The sequence below is a fragment of the Burkholderia sp. Ac-20379 genome (genome assembly GCF_017104645.1).
GTDB lineage: Bacteria > Pseudomonadota > Gammaproteobacteria > Burkholderiales > Burkholderiaceae > Burkholderia.
Window position 1 is genome coordinate 1 of sequence record NZ_JAAGPF010000132.1, and the last position, 19133, is coordinate 19133.

Here is a 19133-nt window from a genome sequence, read left to right on the forward strand (position 1 = left end):
GCGCGAACGATTCGACCGCGCCGCGCGCGGCCACCGTCAGCATCGCGACGCGCGAGGCGCGCTCGCGCGCCGCTTCGTCGCCGTGCTCGGACAGATCGGCCTGACGGCGCTTGTCGATCTCGGCCAGTCGGTGGCTGAGCACATCGATCAGCATCTGGCGGCGCTTCGGGTTGTCGAGCAGGTCGTCCTGAAGGTATGGATTGCGGCGCACCACCCACAGCTCGCCCAGCAGCGCAAGCAGTAGACGCCGGCTATGCACGTCGATGGGCGACACCGCCAGACTGTCCAGTACGTCGCCGGCATCGGCGCCCAGCAGACGGATCGCAATATCGCGATCGGCCAGCGAGGTGTAATTAAACGGAATATCCCGACGCATCGGGAGGCGTTGCGCGCGGGGTGGCTCGGCCCTGGCCAGCCGCTCGGCGAGGATGGGAGCGTTCATTGCACTGTGCAGGACATCGGGGCATTACCCGTCGGGAAACATCGGAGCCGCTCGCCTCGCCCCATCTCAGACGACCAACGTGCCACGCACGAAATCCACCACCACTTTCACCATCAGCAAGGTGCCCGCGCCGATGAACGGCGGCGCAACGACGCCCACAACACCGAGCGCGACGCGCCCGGAGATCGGAAGATTCGGACGTTTCCAGGCAATGTATAAAGCGGCTGGCGGCAGGAACAAAATGGACAGCACATAGGCTTTGTAAGTCAAACCGTGGCGCGCCACGAACTCCGATACTTTTCGTTTGATTAATCCGAACGTGATGAGCGACATCACAATCTCCGTTAAAGCAGATCCAGACGACTGACTTTCGCGATGGCCTGCGCGCGATTTGCGACGCGCAATTTTCCGTAAACGTTGGTCAAGTGATATTTGACGGTTCTCTCCGACATATGAAGAATTCTGCCGATCTCCCAGGATGTTTTTCCCTCGACAATCCACTTGACGACCTCGCGCTCCTTTCTGGTCAGATCCGCCTCGCTCTTGAAAGCCGATGCATCAGGCTGCACGTAGTCGGAAGCGCACATCTTTCTGGATAACGCGTCGTGCAGTTGCAGCGTAATGAAACTCAGCAAGAGCAGCAGATGCGCGCTCACATCGCGACACTGAACTTGCAGCAGCGTGCCGCCTTGTTCCGTACCATCCACGAGCCAGGGAACGTACGCAGCGCCACCACTGCCCCCGCGCATATAAAAGGCCAACTCCGCGATATCGCCGTTGCGATCCGCCGCCCTCGTCGGCGGATCGCCCCACCGGTAGGCGTGGTCATGGCGATCGGATAGTTCAAACCCCTGAAGGTAATCCCGTACGGGCACGACCGGCCCACACGCCAGCACGCTTGGCCGATACGTCAGCGCGTGCCCATATCGATGCACCAGACCGTGCGTGGTCGCGCCATCCTGTCTGCCATGCATGATGAGACATTTGTCGAAATCGGCCGTACGCCTCAAATTTCTGGCGAACTCATCCAGCGTACCGGCCAGATCGGCAGGCTTGAGAATTCCGCCGATCACGCACGGCAACGTGTCGAACGAGCCTGGCTCTGGAATGGAAATCAAAATCACGCCCTCGGAATTTTAAAATGTCGATTTTTTGTTTTGACTGAAACCCTTGAATGCCGAAGCTCGGCTCGAGACCATCAAGAACCAGCACGGAATTCCAATATCACACCGCACCGAATCAAGACACCCGCACTCAAAACAAATGCCCTTTATCACACTCCATTAATCGGAACTTCAATGTGACGCAGAGTATATAACGACAACCATGTCAGTCATCAATCGAAAACTTACAAAAACGTAAAAGATCAATATTACATCATGCTTTCTAAGTGTTAGGCATCGATAATTTTTATCTATCTAATTTATGTAGAACAAAATTCCAGGAATCTGAAGTTTTTTGAATTTTATACGACGTCAAAAATATGACAAATTATCCGATCTCCGAATAAGTGCGATCACAGTTAATAGTAACGAAATGAAGATTTCGGAATTAACACCCGATTCCCTTGTGCGAGCAGACATAACTTCGCATTCCACTTTCCAGAAAGCCTCGATTGGCGAAATCGACGTTAAAAATAACGTTCTTTATTTCAAAAAAGCCTCGACACCGAAACTGAAGTTGGCCCGATCGGGCAATTTCGGGGTGAATGGATGAATGCGGAATTACCGAATTCCGACCTGCAATAAAGTTGTGTCGGATTGAAGTCAAATCGACAATTCGCAAGCCAAACACCGCGCCACTTCAATGACGCGCTCGCATGGTGACGCAGGTAGACAGCCGGCAAGACGCCGACAGCCCCGCGAACGCCCGGGCAACTTGAATGCCGACAAGAGCGATGACTTCGCACGCGGCAGGCGATACCTGAAGCAGCGCAGGATCCAGGCGCATATCGCTCGCCGTAGCGAGGGAAGCAGCGAGCGGTTCGGATAGCATCGTTGAGTTGTCGAACGCGCGCCTGGTTTGCGGGTTTCAGCAAGCAACAGCTGTGCAACCAGCGTCGAGTGTGCCGTTGACCCTCCTGGCGGAAGGCGTGCCCGCCAAGCAGCAGCTTCGAGAGATACTCAAGCGCGAAGACAGCGCAACGCTTGAGCAGTTTGCAGCGGCCAACGCTTCGCGAGTCGGACACGTTCATGGCGCACTAGCGACGCCGTGGGTGCCCGACCTTATGGTTAGCGCCACACGAAAGTGTGGAGGAACTCAATTAATTTCCTCAAAACCACCCACATCGCTTCCGTCCGAAGGGTATTTCGAGCTGACCTGCCCGGCGATTTTCGGATCAGTTGAAACTTGAGAGAACGGCCTCCAACGGAGAAATGGAAGCCATGAAGAAAAGCCGGTTCACGGAAGAGCAGATGGTCACGATCCTGCGCGAGGCGGACAAGACATCGGTGGCGGAGGTGGCGAAGAAACATGCCGTCAGCGAGCAGACGATCTACAACTGGCGTCAGCATTTCGTCGGGATGGACGCTGCCGATGTGAAGCGCTTGAAGCAGCTCGAGCAGGAAAACGCTCGACTGAAGAAGATGCTGGCCGAGCGTGATCTCGAGCTCGATGTGATGAAGGAGATCAACGCAAAAAAGTGGTGAGCGCGCCCGCTCGCCGTCAGCAGGTCGCCTACGCGAAAGCACGGGGCCTGTCGGAACGGCAGGCGTGCGCGCCGATGTCGGTCGCGAGATCGGCACTGCATTACGAGTCGAAGCTCGCCGAGCGTGATGCGCCGGTGCTCGCGGCGATCTGTGTGCTGTCGGCACAATACCCGCGCTACGGTTACCGTCGCATCCAGATTTTTCTGGATCGGCAAGGCTATCCGATGAGCGCCGACCGGGCTTGGAGGCGGTGGCGACTCGCGGGCTTGCAGGTGCCCCGCAGGCGTTCACGCAGACGAGTATCGGTGCACAGCCCTCGGCCCGAGCCGGCCACGTCGGCCCGGCACGTCTGGGCCTATGACTTCGTGTTCGATGCCTGCGCCAATGGCCAGCAGTTGAAATGCCTGACGGTGATCGATGAATACACACGCGAATGTTTGGCCATCGATGTGACGGGTTCGATTCGTTCGGGCCGAGATCGAAGTGTTGTCACGGCTGGTCAGCCTGCACGGTGCACCACGTTACCTGCGCTCGGACAATGGGCCGGAATTCGTGTCACGCGCTTTGCTGAAATGGGCCACCCGGAGTGGCATGGATAGGGCGTTGAGCGATCCCGGCAAGCCATGGCAGAACGGTGCCGACGAGAGCGTCAACGGCAAGTTCAGCGACGAATGCCTGAGCCTGGAGTGGTTTCGGACACGCATCGATCGTCATCGAGCAATGGCGGCGCCACTGCAATGCCATTCGACCGCATTCGAGTCTGGCCTACCTGACGCCGAACGAGTTCAAGCAGCGATGTTGTTCAACTGAAGCAATCGAGGCCGTTTTCCAAGATTGAAACGGTCCGAAGCAATCAGGCAGGTCACTCCCATTTTTTGAAAGAGACGGTGCCCGTAGGCACACGCGAACCAACATTCGCTGATAAGCGTGACAAGAAATCGATACGTTTTTAGTCCGATAATGGCACCGCCTCCTGCTCGTCATCGTCGAACCAGTTCGGATTCCGCGCGGCAATCGGGCCGAGCGTGACCAGGATCTCGCGCAGATGCATTCGCATCGCCTCTTCCGCCGCCGCTGGATCGTGCGCACGCAGCGCCGCAAGAATTTTCGCGTGCTGTTTGATCAGGTGGTCGAGCGGAGAATCGTCGGGAAGACTCAGGTATCGAACACGATCCATCTGCGCCTTGATATCCTGAATCGCCTCCCACGCCGCACTGCAATCAATTGCCTGAGCAATGAGGAAATGAAACGCCTCGTCCAGCGCGAGAAACGCCGTCGTATTGTTGTCCTTGGCCGCGGCGCGCTGCTCCCGCAAGTTGTCGGCCAAGCGCTTGAGCTGATCGTCGGTAATATGTTCGGCGGCCTTTCGCGCCACCGCACTTTCGATCGCCTCGCGGATAAAGCGGCCCTCGCGCACCAGACGCGGCGAAATGCGCTTCACAAACGTGCCGCGCTGGGGCAGCACCTGGAGCACGCCGGCTTCGACAAGCTTGATAAAAGCCTCGCGCACCGGTTGGCGCGACACATGGAACATCTCCGAAACTTCTTTCTCGGACAGCGGGGTGCCGGGCGCCATCGCACCCGCAAAGATCGCCTGGCGCAGGGCGCGATAAATCTGCCGGGTGATCGGTTCGGGCGAATCGATCGACACCTGCGAGCGCAAGTCGGGGAGCTTCATGCAATCCGCTTCGCCGAGCCGGCGGCGCCCGCGCTTTCGCGGCAGGCTCGCCGAATCGGTACTGGCATCGGCGACAACCGTGTCGTTGGGATTTGAAGCTTTCATGGCGATGGTAGCGACGGTGGAACGGGCGGCAGTCTGCGGTTCGCCGCGCCCGGCCACCATACTACTATGTTTGCCGACCACGCCAATCCGTGCCGTCACGCCGTGTGAGTCCGTGCATTGCGGTCGGGCTGGATCTTGGGTTCACGGATGAACACGTATGCGCACAGCGCGCCGAGCACCGCGATCGCGCCCGCCAGAATGAACGCCGCACCGTACGCGCCGTGCGTCGCCTCGACGATAAAACCCGTCACCGCCGGTCCGATCACACCCGCGAGATTCGCGAGCAGATGCACGAAGCCGCCCACGCCGCCCACGTTCTCGCGCCGCACGGTGTCCTGAATGACAGCCCAGTACACGGATCCCGTGACGTAGAGAAAGAAGATACTCACGGACATCAGCGCAACGGCGCCAACGGTCGTCTCGACACGGCCGGCGAAGCCCACGCACAACGCGGCGACGCCAAGGCAGATGGCCAGCACGAGACGTCGCGACAGCAGCGGCTTGCCGGTGATGCGCAAGATCGCATCGGTGATGAATCCGCCCGCCGCCAGCCCGATGCTGCCGAGCAGCCACGGCACGACCGTGGCCATGCTCATGTCGTGCAACGACATGTGGTGCGCTTCGGTCAGATAGGTCGGAAACCACGACAGGAAAAAGAACAGCACGTAGTTGTAGGCGAAGAACGCAAACGCCGTGGCGAGAATGATCGGCTGGCGCAGATAAAAGCCGAGGCTCGCACGCTCGCCTTGAGCGCCAAGCCCCGTCGAAGCATCGGCCTGCTGCCCCGCGACGATCAATGCGAGTTCGTCCTTCGACACGCGGGCATTCCGCTGCGGGGTTTCGGTTGTCGAAAGCGTCCACACGACGAGCCACGCCAGGCCGATCAGCATGATGATGACGAACGCCCAGCGCCATCCGAAGCGGATCGCCATGTAGCCGACGATCGGCCCCGCCAGCGCGCCGCCGAGCGGCGTGCCGGAGCTGATCACACCGATCGCGCTCGCCACTTCCCGACGCGGAAACCAGTTGTTCACCATCTTGCTGTTCGACGAGCTGAACGGCCCTTCGCCCATGCCGAACAACACCCGCAGCACGATCAGCGAAACCAGGCTGCTGGCGAGCGCCGTCGCGCCGCAGAACAGGGACCAGATGCCCATCGCGCCGCCGAACACCTTCTTGGCGCCGATCTTGTCGGACAGCACGCCGCCGACGAAGTTGAACAGCGCATAGCCGAGAAAGAAGCTGCTGAACACGATGCCCATTTCCGCATGCGTGAAATGGAGATCCTTCTGTATCAGCGGCGCGGCGATCGAGAGCGCCGCGCGGTCGAGATAGTTGACGACACCGGCGAGAAACAGCAACCCGACGACATACCATCGCTGGCTTTTGAACATGATCCGTCTCCGTCATGTCGTCCGATGATTTTTATGGAGGACGACGTAATGATCAATCGTGATGTCGTCAGTCGAACTGCAGATGAACCTTCATCGACTGGTTGCGATCGTGCGCGACTTCGAAGGCGCGATTCGCATCGGCCAGCGGAAATACGTGCGTCATCAGCGGCCGCAAATCGATTCGACCGGACGCCAGCTCGTCGGCCGCAATCGCGTATTCGTCGGTGAAGCGGAACGAGCCTTGATAACGCAGCTCCTTCGCCATCACGAGATTGGCCGCCACCGGCGACTGCCCGGCCGGCAGATTGCCGAGCTGGATCACCACGCCGCCGGCCCGCGCCGCGCGCAATGCCGTGTCGAGCCCCGCCGGGCTGCCGGACGCCTCGATCACCACGTCGAAGGTGCCGCGCTCGCGCGACCAGGCTTCGATGCGTGCGGTGTCGCTCGCCAGCACGGTTTCGTCCGCGCCGAGCGATGCCGCCACTTGCAGGGCCTTCGGCGCGAGATCGAGCGCCACGATCCGGTGTGCGCCGGCGCGGCGCGCCGCGGCCAGCACGATGCAGCCGATCGGACCGCAACCGACCAGCAGCATCGTCGCGCCGACCAGCGTGCCCGCCTGCTTCAGCGCATGCAGCGCGACGGCGAGCGGCTCCGCCATCGACGCCTGCGCATAATCGAGCGAATCGGGAACCGGCACACACTGCCGCGCCGCCGCCGTAATGAACTGACGGAACATGCCTTGCATGTGCGGGAACGTCGATGCGCTGCCCATGAAGCGCATGTTCAGGCAATGATTGGGCATGCCTTTCACGCAAAAGCGGCATTCGCCGCAGTTGAGGCCCGGATTCACCGCCACGCGCTGACCGATGCGCAAGCCGGTCACGCCCTCGCCCAGCGCCGCGATCTCACCCGCCACTTCGTGACCCAGCACGAACGGCTCGCGCACCGCAAAGTCGCCGCTCTTGCCCTTGAAGTAATACGACAGGTCCGAACCGCAGATGCCGCCCGCGCGCACGCGAATCTGAACCTGGCCTGGGAGGGGTTGAGGCGCCTCGATCTCGTCGATGACGAGCTTCTTCGCTTCGTGAAGTACGGCTGCAAGCATGGTAATGGCTTCCTGGTAATTGACGATCGATGGACGGCCTCGATCAACGGCGCGGCGCGAGCTCGGCTTCCAGCGCCGCATCCACGGCGAGGTTGGCATGTTGTGGCGCAAGCCAGTCGTGCAGATCCCCGCCACGACGCCTCGGCGCCGTCTCCGGCAACAGAAAGACGGAGATTGTCGAGATCACGCCAAGGATCGCGACATAGGCGATCAATCCGACCGAGCTGCCGCCCGTCGCCTGAATCAGTTTCACCGCGACGAGACCGAGCACCCCACTGCCGATCAGCGAGCCGATTTGCCAGATGAGCGCGATGCCGCTGCATCGCACGCGCGCCGGGAACAGCTCGGGAAACAGCGAGGCTTGCGGCGCATAGCAGAGGCTGTGGCCAACCGTGATCGCGAGGATCATGACCGTCTGGATGGCGAGGTGGTTGCCGCTGTCGATGGCATGAAAGAGCGGCACCACCAGCAGCACATGCAGCACCGCACCGGCGATGAACGTCGCGCGCCGCCCGATTCGGTCCGACAAGGCGCCCGCCAGCGGTATCGCGATGAGTTCGAGCACCACCGCGACAATGATCGTCTGCAGCAGGAGCGTGTAGGAGATGTTGTGCGCGCGGCCGTAGGCCAGCACGATCATCGTGTACATGGCGAAGGTGCACGCCTCGATCAGCTTCGCGCCCACGCCCTTGACGATCAGCCCGCCGTGCTGCCGCACCACTTCGACGACCGGGCGCGACTCCACGGCCTGGGTCTCGCGGATGGCGGCGAACACCGGCGATTCTTCCGTGCGCAACCGGATGTAGAGGCCCACCACGACCAGCACGATGCTGCCGAGGAACGGCAGGCGCCAGCCCCAGCTCATGAACTGATCGTGGGTAAGCGTGGCCGACAGCACCGCAAAAATGCCCGACGGGATCAGAAAGCCGGCAGGCGCGCCGAGTTGCACGAGACTCGCAAAGAAGCCGCGCTCGCGGGGAGGCGCATATTCGGCGGTCAGCAGGACGGCGCCCGCTTGCTCGCCGCCGACGCCGAAGCCCTGCAGCACGCGAATCAGGATCAGCGCGGCGGGCGCCCAGATGCCGGCCTGCGAATAGTCCGGCAGCAGCCCGATGACGAAGGTGCCCAGCCCCACGATCAGGATCGTGACGATCAGTGCCTTCTTGCGCCCGATCTTGTCGCCGAAATGGCCGAACACGATCCCGCCGATGGGCCGCGCAACGAAGCCCACCGCATATGTAGCAAAGGCGGCAAGCGTGCCGATCAACGGATCGGACGCCGGGAAGAACTTCGCGCCGAACACCAGCACCGCCGCCGTGCCATAGACGAAGAAGTCGTAATACTCCGCGGCCGTGCCGATCGTCGACGCCATCGCCACGCGGCGCAGCATCGCACTTGTCGCCTTGTCTGCCATGTCCCTTGTCTCCATCTTTCTTCTTGTTTCGTTCAGTTCGTCGTCTCGGACGATACGATCACCAGTTCCAGAGCGTGCCGTCCTCGAGGCGCGCGACCGGAAGATAGGCCGGTTCGTAGGGGTACTTCGCGGCGAGCGCTTCGTCGATATCGACGCCATGCCCGGGCGCTTCGCCCGGATGCATCATGCCGCGATCGAACGACCAGGCATGCGGGAACACTTCGAGCGCGGCCTCGGGGAAACCCATGTACTCCTGAACACCGAAGTTCGGCACCCAGAGATCGAAATGCAGCGCCGCGCCCATGCACACCGGCGACAGATCCGACGGCCCGTGACAACCCGTGCGAACCTGATAGAGCGAGGCGAAGTCGGCAATGCGCCGCAGATGCGTGATACCGCCGGCATGCGTCAACGTCGCGCGGATATAGTCGATCAGTTGCTCCTGGATCAGCTCCTTGCAATCCCAGATGCTGTTGAACACTTCGCCGACCGCGATCGGCGTCACCGTGTGCTCGCGGATCAGCCGGAAGCCGGCCTGGTTCTCGGCGGGCGTCGGATCTTCCATCCAGAACAGGCGATAGGGTTCGACGGCCTTGCCGAGCCGGGCCGCCTCGATGGGCGTCAGACGATGGTGGACATCGTGCAGGAGGTGCGTGTCGAAGCCGAACTTGTCGCGCACCGCTTCGAACAGCTTCGGCACGAAATCGAGGTACTTCTCGGACGACCAGCTCTGCTCTTCCACGGCGCCTTTTGTGGCCGGCTCGTACATGCCGTCGCCCTTCGACACACCGTAGACCGAACGCATGTTCGGCACGCCGCACTGGATGCGAACCGCCTTGTACCCTTCCTCGATGTGTTCTTCGTAGCGGTCGAGCGCTTCGGGAATGTCGCGGCCGGTTGCATGCCCATAGACCATCACGCCGTCGCGCGACGCACCACCCAGCAACTTGTAGAGCGGCGTATTCGTGACCTTGCCGAGGATGTCCCAGAGCGCCATGTCGACGGCGGCGATGGCCGTCATCGTGACGGGGCCGCGGCGCCAGTACGCGCCCTTGTACAGAAACTGCCAGGTGTCCTCGATGCGGCTCGGATCGCGGCCGATCAGAAGCGGACAGACGTGATCCTTCAGATACGACGCCACCGAGAGCTCGCGGCCATTGAGCGTCGCGTCGCCGATGCCGTACACCCCCTCGTCCGTGACCACTTTCAGCGTGACGAAATTTCGACCCGGACACGTCACGATGACATCGGCGCGGATGATCTTCATAAGGGATTTCCTTGAATGGGCAAGCTATGCGTCGCATACTACCATACCAGTATGTTGCAGGGTCAATCGCGGGTTTTCCCTTGTTTTCGCGTGCTTTTCTGCGCGCCTCCTCTCAGTTTGCAAACGACATGAATCAAGAAACGAAGCTCTCACGTGCGCGTCTCGATGCGCTGCAGGCGAACCTGTTGTCGCCGGAATGGCGCACACCGGATATCGGCATCGTGCATCTCGGCATCGGCAATTTTCATCGCGCGCACGCGGCGCTCTTTACCGAAGAAGCCATGCTCGCGCGCGGCGGCGACTGGGGCATCTGCGGCGTCACGTTGCAGGGCGACGTGAGCAAGCGCGATGCGCTGATGGCCCAGGACGGTCTTTACAGCGTCGTCGAGCGCGGCCCGGACGGCGTGCGCGTGACGGTGGCGCGAGCATTGCGCGAAGTCTTGGCACTCCCGTTCGACCGAACTCGTCTGTTCGAATTGCTGAGCGATGCGCGAGTCCGCATCGTGTCGCTGACCGTCACCGAGAAAGGCTATTGCCGCGACATGCAGACCGGTGACGTCGACTTCGCGCATGCAGGCATCGCTTTCGACCTAGCGCACCCGGATACGCCCGGCACGGTGCCCGGCATCCTCACGGCAGCATTGAAGGCGCGCCGCGCCGCCGGCGTTCCGCCGTTCACGGTGCTGTCGTGCGACAACCTTGCGCACAACGGCGCAGCGCTCAAGCAGGCGGTGGTTTCGTTCGCGGCGCGGCTGGACGGCGATCTCGCGCAATGGATCGTTACCCACGTCGCCTTCCCGTCGACGATGGTCGATCGCATCGTCCCCGCGACCTCGGACGCCGATCGGGCAGCCGCGCGCGATGCGCTCGGCATGGTCGACGATGTTCCGGTGCCCTGCGAGCCATTTCGTCAGTGGGTGATCGAAGATCGCTTTCCGACGGGACGCCCCGCATGGGACATCGTCGGCGCGCAGCTCGTGGAAGATGTGGCGCCATTCGAGATCGCGAAGCTGCGCATGCTCAACGCGACGCATTCGACGTTGGCTTACCTGTCGATGCTCGCGGGATTCGAGACGATCAGCGATGCGGTCGGTCATGCGCCGCTGCGCCAGCTCATCGACGCGATGATGACCCAGGAGATCGTGCCGACGCTCGACGTGCCGGCTTCGTTCGACCTGCTCGCGTATCGCGACGCGCTGCTCTCGCGCTTCGCGAATCCGGCGCTCAAGCATCGCTGCGCGCAGATCGCGATGGACGGCAGCCAGAAGATGCCGCCGCGCATTCTCTCGACCATCGCGGCCCGCCTCGATGCGGGGCAGTCCATCGAACGCCTGGCGCTGGCGGTGGCCGCGTGGTTCGTGTTCTTGCGCGGGCGCTCGGACGATGGCGCTACCTACGCGATCAGCGACCCGCTGGCGCAGAAGCTCACGCAGCTCGCCTCGGACGCGCAGAGCGACGAGCGCCTGATCGAATCGATGCTCGAGGTCAGGGAGGTGTTTCCGGAATCGCTGGCGGCGGCGCCGGCACTGAAGGACGCCCTCATGCGAGCGCTTCAGGCGCTCAACCGCAGCGCGCTATCGACGATGACAAGCTATGCGCGACTCGCATGAGTCTGTTCGGACTGTACCGCCGCCGTGCCGCTCGGTTCGGTTCGATTTAGTTCAGTTCGGCTCACCATTCCCAAATAAGACTGAAGCTCGACGTCCCTTCCGATCCGCTCACGGTGCCGAGCGGGCTACGGGGCCAGAACGCGGCGGACTGGAAAAGACAGCCGAAGGTTAAGGATAGGCAGCGTTGCCGAGTTCGACAGACTGCAATCCCCTCCACTAGGCGGACGGTACTTCACTGACTGCCAGACGGCCGTGATGCGAACGCTGCGATAAATGACCGTTCACGCTCGGAATGCATAACTAAATGTAAATTTGGCAGAAAATTTTGTACCCAATTAACTTCCAGGCGGAAGTTTTATGGGTACCTCTACAGGAGCAGGTGCCAGGAGAAAGATAAGCGGCGTGGCGGAAGGCAGCCGACTCTATTGGTTGCAGCCAAAGGCATGCTAGGTAAGGATCCGGCACTTTCCGAAAATCGCTACCCACAAATCCACCCCCAAATGGCCGGACGGTAGCAGGAGCCGTCCTTCTCAAGGCGGAATTACCCGAAAAAGCTCTTTGACAGTAGCCCCAATGGTGCTAATATTCATCTCAGAGGTAGCGCACCGCGCCGCCCGACATCCCGAAAGGACGAACGATGGAAACGAAGACCTTGGACACGATCAAGACCGAAGCTGAGATCGGCAAGCTGATGGCGGAAACGATGAAGCTGAACGCCGAAGCCGCCAAGCTGCTCCGCGAGAACCGCTGGTATCCGGTGATCTGGGCCACGGCGTTCGCAGGCACCGCCCTCGCCCTCGCCAGAATCCTCCACTAACTCCAAGGGCCGCCGAAAGGCGGCTTTCTTCATCATGGACTACGCCCCCCCCTCTCCCGCTGACCTCCAGCGCCTCAAAACCGAACTAGGGCAGACCGGCGACCAGATGGCCGAACTGTTCGGCGTGGCCGGGGGCCAGCAGTGGCGCAAATACACCGGCGGGGCATCTCCACGCGAGGTAAGCCCGCAAATGCTGTTCTTCGCTGCCGCTCGCCTTGTACTCAGTGATGAAGATCTCGCCCGAGTGCTAAATCAGATGCGTGATATGGGCGCTCAAATCGATCTCCCCGCAACTCCTAAAAAACTGTTTTAATTATTTTCTTCACGCCGTTCACCAAGTCGTCCACCTCATCTGAGGTGGGTTCCGGTGTCTTTGCATGGTCGCATTTATTCCTTATATCACCTAGGTGCTGAATAAATCGCCATTGGTGCACCTCGATCACACCATTGCCCTTGAGGGCCTCATTAAAATCAGAAATTGTCGGATTTTTCTTCGCCACTACGATTTTGTGATCTGCGCACACCTGTCCAAGATGGCGCTCCAAAACCACACCTGCCACAGCCCCTGATGCCCGCACAAACTTAAATTTGAGCAAATGCTCTGCGGCATCCAGCTCTGAATCCATCAAATCCGCTTGAACGACATGACGAATATCATAAAGTGTGCTCTCGAAACGAGTTTTAGCAGACTCCAGAATTGCACGCTGCTGGCGAAAATGGGGTATAGCCGCACTCGTGCCAATTAGTATCCCTGCCAGACCACCATTTACAACAATTCCTTGAAGACAGTCTTCAATTCGATAATTTTCTTTAGTTATTTCCGTTCGAGAGCGCGGCTTCTCGTAGTGACGTTTGAAATCTTCCAGACGATCCGGTATGACCTGCTTAACAACAGCCATCGCTTCCGAATACCACGACTGATAGCCAAAGACAAAACTAGGAAGACTTTCAATATATTCATCCAAGTTGTCACCGTACTCTACTTGTCTATTTCTTAAAAAATCTTCCCTTCTTGTCTCATAGTACAGTGCCTCCCCCATTTCGTCCCCCTGCTCAATCAATCTATCCAAATCTTTTTCAAACTTATCAATATTAGATGCCATAAGACCCCCGTCGTAGTTTCTCAGGCAACATACTACGGTAGATTACCGAGTCGGCACAGTCGACAATTCAGCGGCCTCGGCACTCATGTCATCCGACGGCCAAGGCCTCAGCATTGAACGCGCTACATCTATATACTTTGCGTGCAGCCATTCGTCGTAGTCAGCCGGCCGCAGGATCACAACGGACCGCTTTTCACCGCCCGGCTTGTGCATGTGCTTCATGACGTCGTGATCGTCCGCGTTGACGGTCAGCATCGCCATCGCGAACGATTCCCCGCCGTCCGGCTCGCGCCATGCGCGCCAAACCCCCGCCACGCACAGTGGCCGCCAGTCCGCCACGCCGATCTGGTAGCGCACATGCTTCCCTGACTCCCAGTTCGGTTCGAACACCCACGCGGCGGGGATAAAGCAGCGCTGACCGGCGCGCCACGCCGCGCGAAATGCCGGCTTCTCTGCGACGGTCTCCGATCGGGCGTTCACGGTCATGTACCGCTTATCCGGCGGCTGGTGCGCTTTCGGGATCATTCCGAAGTTGGCCAGGACGGCATCCGCGCCGTCTCCGTCGGCACGAACGATGGGCGCCAAATAGTCCGGCCAGATCTCCTTCTTCCACGGCTCGCGATAGTAGAGCGGACCGAGCAGCGGCAGCTTCAGTTCGGAAAACTCCTACGGCTCGTTAGGTGCGCGGTAGTTTGTGCGCATGTCCATCCCCCATTTGGCACGAGTACGACCACCACCTTGGCTACGCGGCCAAGCATCACCTCGACGTGCGGGCTGTGTGCACGCTATGCCACGCGAAGCGCGACAGCGAACGCGCGAATCAAACGCACTGCGTCCGTGGCCACGCCTTCGACGAGCAGAACACATACATCGCCGGCAACGGCACGCGACACTGCCGCGCGTGCATGAAGCTGCGCGATAAGGCGCGCGCTCCGCGCGGCCCGGAATACTGGGCCAAAGTCAACGCCAAGCGGCGAAGCAAACACGCCGTCGGGCGCCACCTCGACGGCCGCACACACGACGAATTCCCGGAGGCGTGATGCTAGGTCTTCTGATGCAATCCAGAGCCGTAGGCATTAAATACGCTCTCATATTCATCGGCGCGCGTGCGCATATTCTGAATCTGATCCTCCATACGCAGCCAATGCCTGACAGGCGTCGTAGGGTTGCGATCTTCGGGCATGAGGAGCGGCCTCAAATAAGCCAAATCTCTACGCAGATCAAGAATCGTCGCCATCACGGGGTAGGGATACACTGCATCGATTTGAATCGAGTCCAGTGCATCTACGGCAGTCTGATATTTGATTCGCAACTCTCGTTCAGCAAAAAAAGGCGCGATGTCGTCCATCGGAAACGCTGCTGGCGGGAGAACCCGGATCAATTGGATTGCGGCCATGGCTATGCCTTCCCACGCAGCGAATTTCCTACGCATTTCGGCGAGCTCACGGCGCTGCTCGTTTTCTCGATCTACCGATCGTTGGCGATCCTGAATCCAGATAGCGGCCGCGATCGCGCCAATCGATCCGACCGCTTGGACCCATGCCGCCCAATCCGAACTCTGCATAGGTGGCCAGCGAACAAGCGCTGTGACAAGCGCGCCCACTGCTAACGCCCCGCCGAACAGTCCCAAGTTGAGGTACTTCCGCATGCGTGAACTCCCAGTTTTATTTTCTGCGCCGATGGTACGAGCGATATCCGAAGGCCGCAAGACACAGACTCGCCGTCCGATGCATCCGCAACCGTACCTCGACGCCGGCCGGCTCGCATGGATGTTCGCGAAGAACCGCGGAAGCTGGGGGCCGCCTGGTGGTGCTCCCGATCCGGCGTGGCTGGCTCGCTGCCCATACGGTGCCCCGGGTGACCGGCTCTGGGTGCGCGAGACCTTCGTCGCATTCGGCCGCTGGGAAACGCACTTCAGCCCGAAGAAGGGCCGCGACGAGTGGCACTTCATCGACATGACGCTGGAAGCCGGCCGCGCGTATCGCTTCGACGCGCCGATCCAGAACGCTCGGCGCGACAGCATTACGCCGAGCTGGTGGCGACGCCCAGCGATCCACATGCCGCGCGCCGCCTCGCGCACGCAGCTCGAGGTGATCAGCACCCGGATCGAGCACCTGACCTCCATCAGCGATAGGGACGCCGAGGCCGAAGGATGCCCAACTTGCCCTTCCTGTAACGACGTCGGCTGGATCAATTCAGGCCCCGATGGCGGCTGGCAATGCAAGGCACCTGGCTGCGGCGACGCACCCCGCGATCAATACGCCTGCCTTTGGGACGAACTAAACGGCCCGGGATCGTGGGCGGCAAATCCGTGGGTATGGGTAGTGGAATTCAAGACCTACCGCCACTCGGCGCTCGGCCAGGTAGTCGAAAGCGCCAAGGAACGCGGCATCAACGATATGGAGCAAGCACAATGAAAGCGCTGCGCATGAAAGAAGTGGTCGCGAAAGTCGGCCTCGGTGAATCCACGCTTTATCGCATGATCGCCGACGGGAAATTTCCGAAGCCGTTTGAGATCGTACCGAAGCGGAATGCCTGGCTTGAAGAGGACATCGACGCGTGGATCGCCGAACGCGCGGGGCGCGCGCCGGCGATTGCCGACCGACGCGCCGCCGACTCGGCTACGCGGCCGATGCTTCCTGGTTGATTTCGACGACGTTTGACTCGCCCGCGCAGTAGCGGGCCCAGTGCTCCATCATCACGCGTCGGCGCTCGAGCATGTCTCGGCGCCTGTACGCGGAAACAGTGCTCGACCGAATTGTGTGAGCGAGCGCCTGTTCGGCAAGCGAGTCCGGGTAGTCGGTGCAATCGGCGACCCAATCTCGGAACGTCGAGCGAAAGCCGTGGACAGTAATATCTGCACGATCCATGCGTCGCAGAAGCACCAGCATCGCCATGTTGGACAGCGGGCGCTCCTCTTTGTAGCCGGGGAACAGCCATCCCCACTTCGATTTGCTTTCGATTTGCGTCCGAACGATCTCGACAGCCTCATCGCATAGCGGCACGCGCAGCTCAACACCAACCTTCATCCGCTCGCCGGGGATCGTCCAGACTCTCGCGTCGAGGTCGAACTCTTCCGGGCGCGCGAACCGAACCTCGTTCGTGCGGGTGGCAGTCAGCACCAGCAGGCGCAGCGCCTGCGCGGTACGCTTGGGTCTCTTCCGAAGGGCCGCGAAGAAGGCCGGCATCTCCTCCCACGGCAACGCAGGATGATGCTTTATGGTGTTCCGTCTTTTCGTGCGCGGGAGCACTCGATCGAGGTGGTCGCTGTACCGAGCCGGGTTGTCTCCCGTTCGATGCCCCAGCACGGCCTCGGCATCGAGAATCGCTTTGATCCGACCGCGCACGCGGCGCGCCGTCTCAGCCTTCTTCATCCAGATCGGCTGAAGCACGCGGACAACCAGCTCAGTGTTGACGTCTCGCACGTCGAGATGGCCGATGATCGGGTACACGTACGTCTCAAGAATCGCCGTCCACTGTTTCGCGTGTTTCGCGTTTCGCCACGTCGGCTCGCGATCTGCGATGTAGACTTGGGCCGCTTGCTTGAATGTCACGCCCGGGGCGTCGGCTGCAATGCGTTCGGTCTGGACGCGGCGTCGATTCTCGATCGGGTCGATGCCTTCCTTCACCAGCGCGCGGCATTCGACCGCTTCCTTCCGGGCTGCCGCGAGAGATAGGAGCGAAAGCGCTCCGAGCCCCATCTCGCGCGAACGCCCGGCGAGCATAAATTTGTAGACCCACGACCTAGACCCGCTCAGCGTGATCTGCAAATACAGTCCACCGCCGTCAGCGTAATATCCAGGATCGACCAATTTCGCGATTCCCATCGCGGTCAGCCGGTGCAGTTGCCTCGCCATCCCTCACCCCCAAATCCACCCCCAAAAGAGGTTTCGATTCTGCGGGAACAAGAGAGGGCGAGCAAGAGTGACGACACCCCCCAAACCCCCACCAGATAAGGCTAAGACAGGGGTAAACGGGAGTAAACGAGATAGCCTGAGAGGCTTGCGTGGCGGAAGGCAGCTGGAGTCGAACCAACCCAGGAACGGTTGACGTCCCTAACCAGATTTGAAGTCTGGCCGTACCACCGGATACGAATGCCTTCCGCGAAGAAAACGCGACAAGAGAACCTGAAGTGGCTCGCGCCACCGCGATCAACCCGATTCCGCCACCGAACGCTCGGCGCGCAGCAAATGGCGATCGCGGTGAAAGCGAGTATACCCAACGCGATCGAAGAACTCGAGAATCTGGATCGCACGCTTGCGCCCCAACCCCGTGCCGTCGCGGAACGTGGCGGCATCGACGCCGCCCGCGCATGCCGCCGCCAGCCCCGCCACGAGTTGCGCCAACTCCGCCACCACCGCCTTACAGTAGAACAGGTCGCGCACCACCTGATGCACGTCGCCGCGCCGCGCCAGCTTGCGCAGCAGCGCGCGCACCGTGTCTTCGTGCGTGCCGGTCGCGGCGGCCAGATCGCGCACCCACGGCGGATCGAAACGGCCCGCCGCGATCAGCGGCAGCAGGCGCTGCGCGAGCGCGTCGTCTGCGGGATCCAGGCTCGCGACATGCGTCGGCAGGCGTACCCAGCGCCCATCGCGCACAAGGCTGCCCTCGCCCGCCATCGTCTCGATCAGCGCGCGCCACAGGGCGGCATCGGCGAGCGGCAACGCGATCCGGCGCAGGCGGTCGAGATCGGGGCCGGGCTCGTCGGGCGAACGCTCGTGGAACGCCGCCAGCACCTCGATCACGCGCGCGCGGAACGCCGCACGGCGGCGCGGCGCGATCGCGCGCGGGCCATCGTCGCCGGGCACCACCACCGCGTTGTCCGGCAGCGGCAGGCGCTCGGCAGGCAAGCCGGTCAGGTGCATCAGCGTGGCGACCGGCAGGCCGAGCGGCGCCTCGTCGAGCAGCGCATCGATGCGCCCTGCGTCGAGCCACGCGGCAATCGCGTCGAGCCACGCCAGCCGCGCGGGCGTGCGGCGCTTGTGCGCGGGGCCGAACGGGTCGAGCACGCGGCCGCCGCCCACCGTGCGTGTCGCCTGCGCGTTGCGCACGATGAAGCGGTCGCCCGGCATCGCGAACACCGGCACGTCGAACACGAGCTGCACGCGCCCGCGCTGGCCGGCGGCCAAGGTATCGACGTCGATCGGCGCGACGTGCGCCACATGATGCTGGGTGCCGAGATGCACGTGCAGCGGCGACCAGTGCGCGAGCGTCGGATCGGCGTCGGCCAAGAGGCTCAGTTCGACGTCGATGCGCGGCGAAGTGGCGGCGAGCCGCGCGTCGGCGATCACGTCGCCGCGCGACAGCGCCGCCTTGTCGATGCCGGCCAGATTGAGCGCGCAACGCTCGCCCGCGCGGCCGGTTTCCGCGGGCCGGTTCTGCGCATGCAGGCCGCGCACGCGCACCGGCTCGCCGGTACGCACGACGCTGAGCATCTCGCCCGCGCTCACGCGCCCCGCGAACGCGGTGCCGGTCACCACGGTGCCCTGCCCGGCCAGCGTGAACACGCGATCGACGGCGAGCCGGAACAGCCCGTCGTCGCGCCGCGCC

General features: G+C 61.6%; 20 protein-coding genes, 1 tRNA gene and 1 pseudogene. 8 read left to right on the forward strand and 14 right to left on the reverse strand.

The window, feature by feature from the left end; genetic code table 11:
- The 3 genes from G3N92_RS17955 to G3N92_RS17965 form a co-directional block, all read right to left on the reverse strand.
- The coding region (locus G3N92_RS17955) for a DUF3683 domain-containing protein (RefSeq protein ID WP_206128882.1) at positions 1-442 on the reverse strand (442 nt) is incomplete at its 3' end.
- 66 nt (positions 443-508) lie between these two features.
- On the reverse strand, positions 509-775 hold the full coding sequence (locus G3N92_RS17960; protein WP_241014861.1) for a hypothetical protein: 267 nt from the start codon (positions 773-775) through the stop codon (positions 509-511).
- 11 nt (positions 776-786) lie between these two features.
- Positions 787-1566, reverse strand: coding sequence for a helix-turn-helix domain-containing protein (locus G3N92_RS17965; RefSeq protein ID WP_206128883.1), 780 nt, complete (start codon positions 1564-1566; stop codon positions 787-789).
- Positions 1567-2513: 947 nt separating this feature from the next.
- Between G3N92_RS17965 and G3N92_RS17970 the strand changes: the two genes are divergently transcribed.
- Both G3N92_RS17970 and G3N92_RS17975 read left to right on the forward strand, forming a co-directional pair.
- Entirely contained in the window at positions 2514-2795 is a 282-nt protein-coding gene (locus G3N92_RS17970; protein ID WP_206128884.1) for a hypothetical protein, read from the forward strand.
- Positions 2796-2826: 31 nt separating this feature from the next.
- Positions 2827-3928: pseudogene (locus G3N92_RS17975) on the forward strand (IS3 family transposase).
- A 111-nt stretch (positions 3929-4039) separates the two neighbouring features.
- Here the strand turns inward: G3N92_RS17975 and G3N92_RS17980 are convergent.
- The 5 genes from G3N92_RS17980 to manD all read right to left on the reverse strand — a co-directional run bounded on the left by G3N92_RS17980 (position 4040) and on the right by manD (position 10053).
- The gene (locus G3N92_RS17980; protein ID WP_206128897.1) at positions 4040-4873 is read right to left on the reverse strand and encodes a GntR family transcriptional regulator; all 834 of its coding nucleotides are present in this window, start codon (positions 4871-4873) and stop codon (positions 4040-4042) included.
- 95 nt (positions 4874-4968) lie between these two features.
- Positions 4969-6267: an MFS transporter gene (locus tag G3N92_RS17985; protein WP_206128885.1), complete on the reverse strand. Its 1299-nt coding sequence runs from the start codon at positions 6265-6267 to the stop codon at positions 4969-4971.
- 67 nt (positions 6268-6334) lie between these two features.
- Positions 6335-7372, reverse strand: a complete 1038-nt coding sequence (locus G3N92_RS17990; protein WP_206128886.1) for an L-idonate 5-dehydrogenase — start codon at positions 7370-7372, stop codon at positions 6335-6337.
- Positions 7373-7415: 43 nt separating this feature from the next.
- Positions 7416-8786 carry an MFS transporter gene (locus G3N92_RS17995; protein ID WP_206128887.1) on the reverse strand — a complete coding sequence of 457 codons (1371 nt, stop codon included), beginning with the start codon at positions 8784-8786 and terminating at the stop codon, positions 7416-7418.
- A 58-nt stretch (positions 8787-8844) separates the two neighbouring features.
- Positions 8845-10053: a D-mannonate dehydratase ManD gene (gene manD / locus G3N92_RS18000; protein WP_206128888.1), complete on the reverse strand. Its 1209-nt coding sequence runs from the start codon at positions 10051-10053 to the stop codon at positions 8845-8847.
- A gap of 128 nt (positions 10054-10181) precedes the next feature.
- Between manD and G3N92_RS18005 the strand changes: the two genes are divergently transcribed.
- The 3 genes from G3N92_RS18005 to G3N92_RS18015 all read left to right on the forward strand — a co-directional run bounded on the left by G3N92_RS18005 (position 10182) and on the right by G3N92_RS18015 (position 12793).
- Positions 10182-11663, forward strand: coding sequence for a mannitol dehydrogenase family protein (locus G3N92_RS18005; RefSeq protein WP_206128889.1), 1482 nt, complete (start codon positions 10182-10184; stop codon positions 11661-11663).
- 637 nt (positions 11664-12300) lie between these two features.
- Positions 12301-12480: a hypothetical protein gene (locus G3N92_RS18010; RefSeq protein WP_206128890.1), complete on the forward strand. Its 180-nt coding sequence runs from the start codon at positions 12301-12303 to the stop codon at positions 12478-12480.
- A gap of 34 nt (positions 12481-12514) precedes the next feature.
- The gene (locus G3N92_RS18015) at positions 12515-12793 is read left to right on the forward strand and encodes an XRE family transcriptional regulator (RefSeq protein ID WP_206128891.1); all 279 of its coding nucleotides are present in this window, start codon (positions 12515-12517) and stop codon (positions 12791-12793) included.
- Here the strand turns inward: G3N92_RS18015 and G3N92_RS18020 are convergent.
- Positions 12777-13583 carry a hypothetical protein gene (locus G3N92_RS18020; protein ID WP_206128892.1) on the reverse strand — a complete coding sequence of 269 codons (807 nt, stop codon included), beginning with the start codon at positions 13581-13583 and terminating at the stop codon, positions 12777-12779. The genes G3N92_RS18015 and G3N92_RS18020 overlap by 17 nt on opposite strands.
- 42 nt (positions 13584-13625) lie before the next feature.
- Positions 13626-14237 (reverse strand): SOS response-associated peptidase family protein, encoded by a 612-nt coding sequence (locus G3N92_RS18025; protein ID WP_241014864.1) that lies wholly within the window; start codon positions 14235-14237, stop codon positions 13626-13628.
- A gap of 251 nt (positions 14238-14488) precedes the next feature.
- Between G3N92_RS18025 and G3N92_RS35345 the strand changes: the two genes are divergently transcribed.
- Entirely contained in the window at positions 14489-14623 is a 135-nt protein-coding gene (locus tag G3N92_RS35345; protein WP_277396179.1) for a hypothetical protein, read from the forward strand.
- Between the two features lie 2 nt (positions 14624-14625).
- Here G3N92_RS35345 and G3N92_RS18030 read toward each other — a convergent pair whose 3' ends face one another.
- Positions 14626-15231: a hypothetical protein gene (locus G3N92_RS18030; RefSeq protein WP_206128893.1), complete on the reverse strand. Its 606-nt coding sequence runs from the start codon at positions 15229-15231 to the stop codon at positions 14626-14628.
- Here G3N92_RS18030 and G3N92_RS18035 point away from each other — a divergent pair.
- Positions 15230-16000 (forward strand): hypothetical protein, encoded by a 771-nt coding sequence (locus G3N92_RS18035; RefSeq protein WP_241014862.1) that lies wholly within the window; start codon positions 15230-15232, stop codon positions 15998-16000. The two genes, G3N92_RS18030 and G3N92_RS18035, sit on opposite strands and share 2 nt — an antisense overlap.
- Complete coding sequence (locus tag G3N92_RS18040) at positions 15997-16230, forward strand: AlpA family transcriptional regulator (RefSeq protein WP_206128894.1); 234 nt, start codon at positions 15997-15999, stop codon at positions 16228-16230. The genes G3N92_RS18035 and G3N92_RS18040 overlap by 4 nt, the downstream gene beginning before the upstream one ends.
- On the opposite strand, the gene G3N92_RS18045 is transcribed toward G3N92_RS18040, so the two are convergent.
- The 3 genes from G3N92_RS18045 to G3N92_RS18055 form a co-directional block, all read right to left on the reverse strand.
- A complete protein-coding gene (locus G3N92_RS18045) occupies positions 16205-17440 on the reverse strand; it encodes a site-specific integrase (RefSeq protein ID WP_206128895.1) in 1236 nt (411 codons plus the stop codon). The genes G3N92_RS18040 and G3N92_RS18045 overlap by 26 nt on opposite strands.
- A gap of 150 nt (positions 17441-17590) precedes the next feature.
- Positions 17591-17686 (reverse strand) — tRNA-Sec (locus tag G3N92_RS18050).
- A 48-nt stretch (positions 17687-17734) separates the two neighbouring features.
- Positions 17735-19133 (reverse strand): SelB C-terminal domain-containing protein (locus G3N92_RS18055; protein WP_206128896.1); only part of this gene is annotated, 1399 nt, incomplete at its 5' end.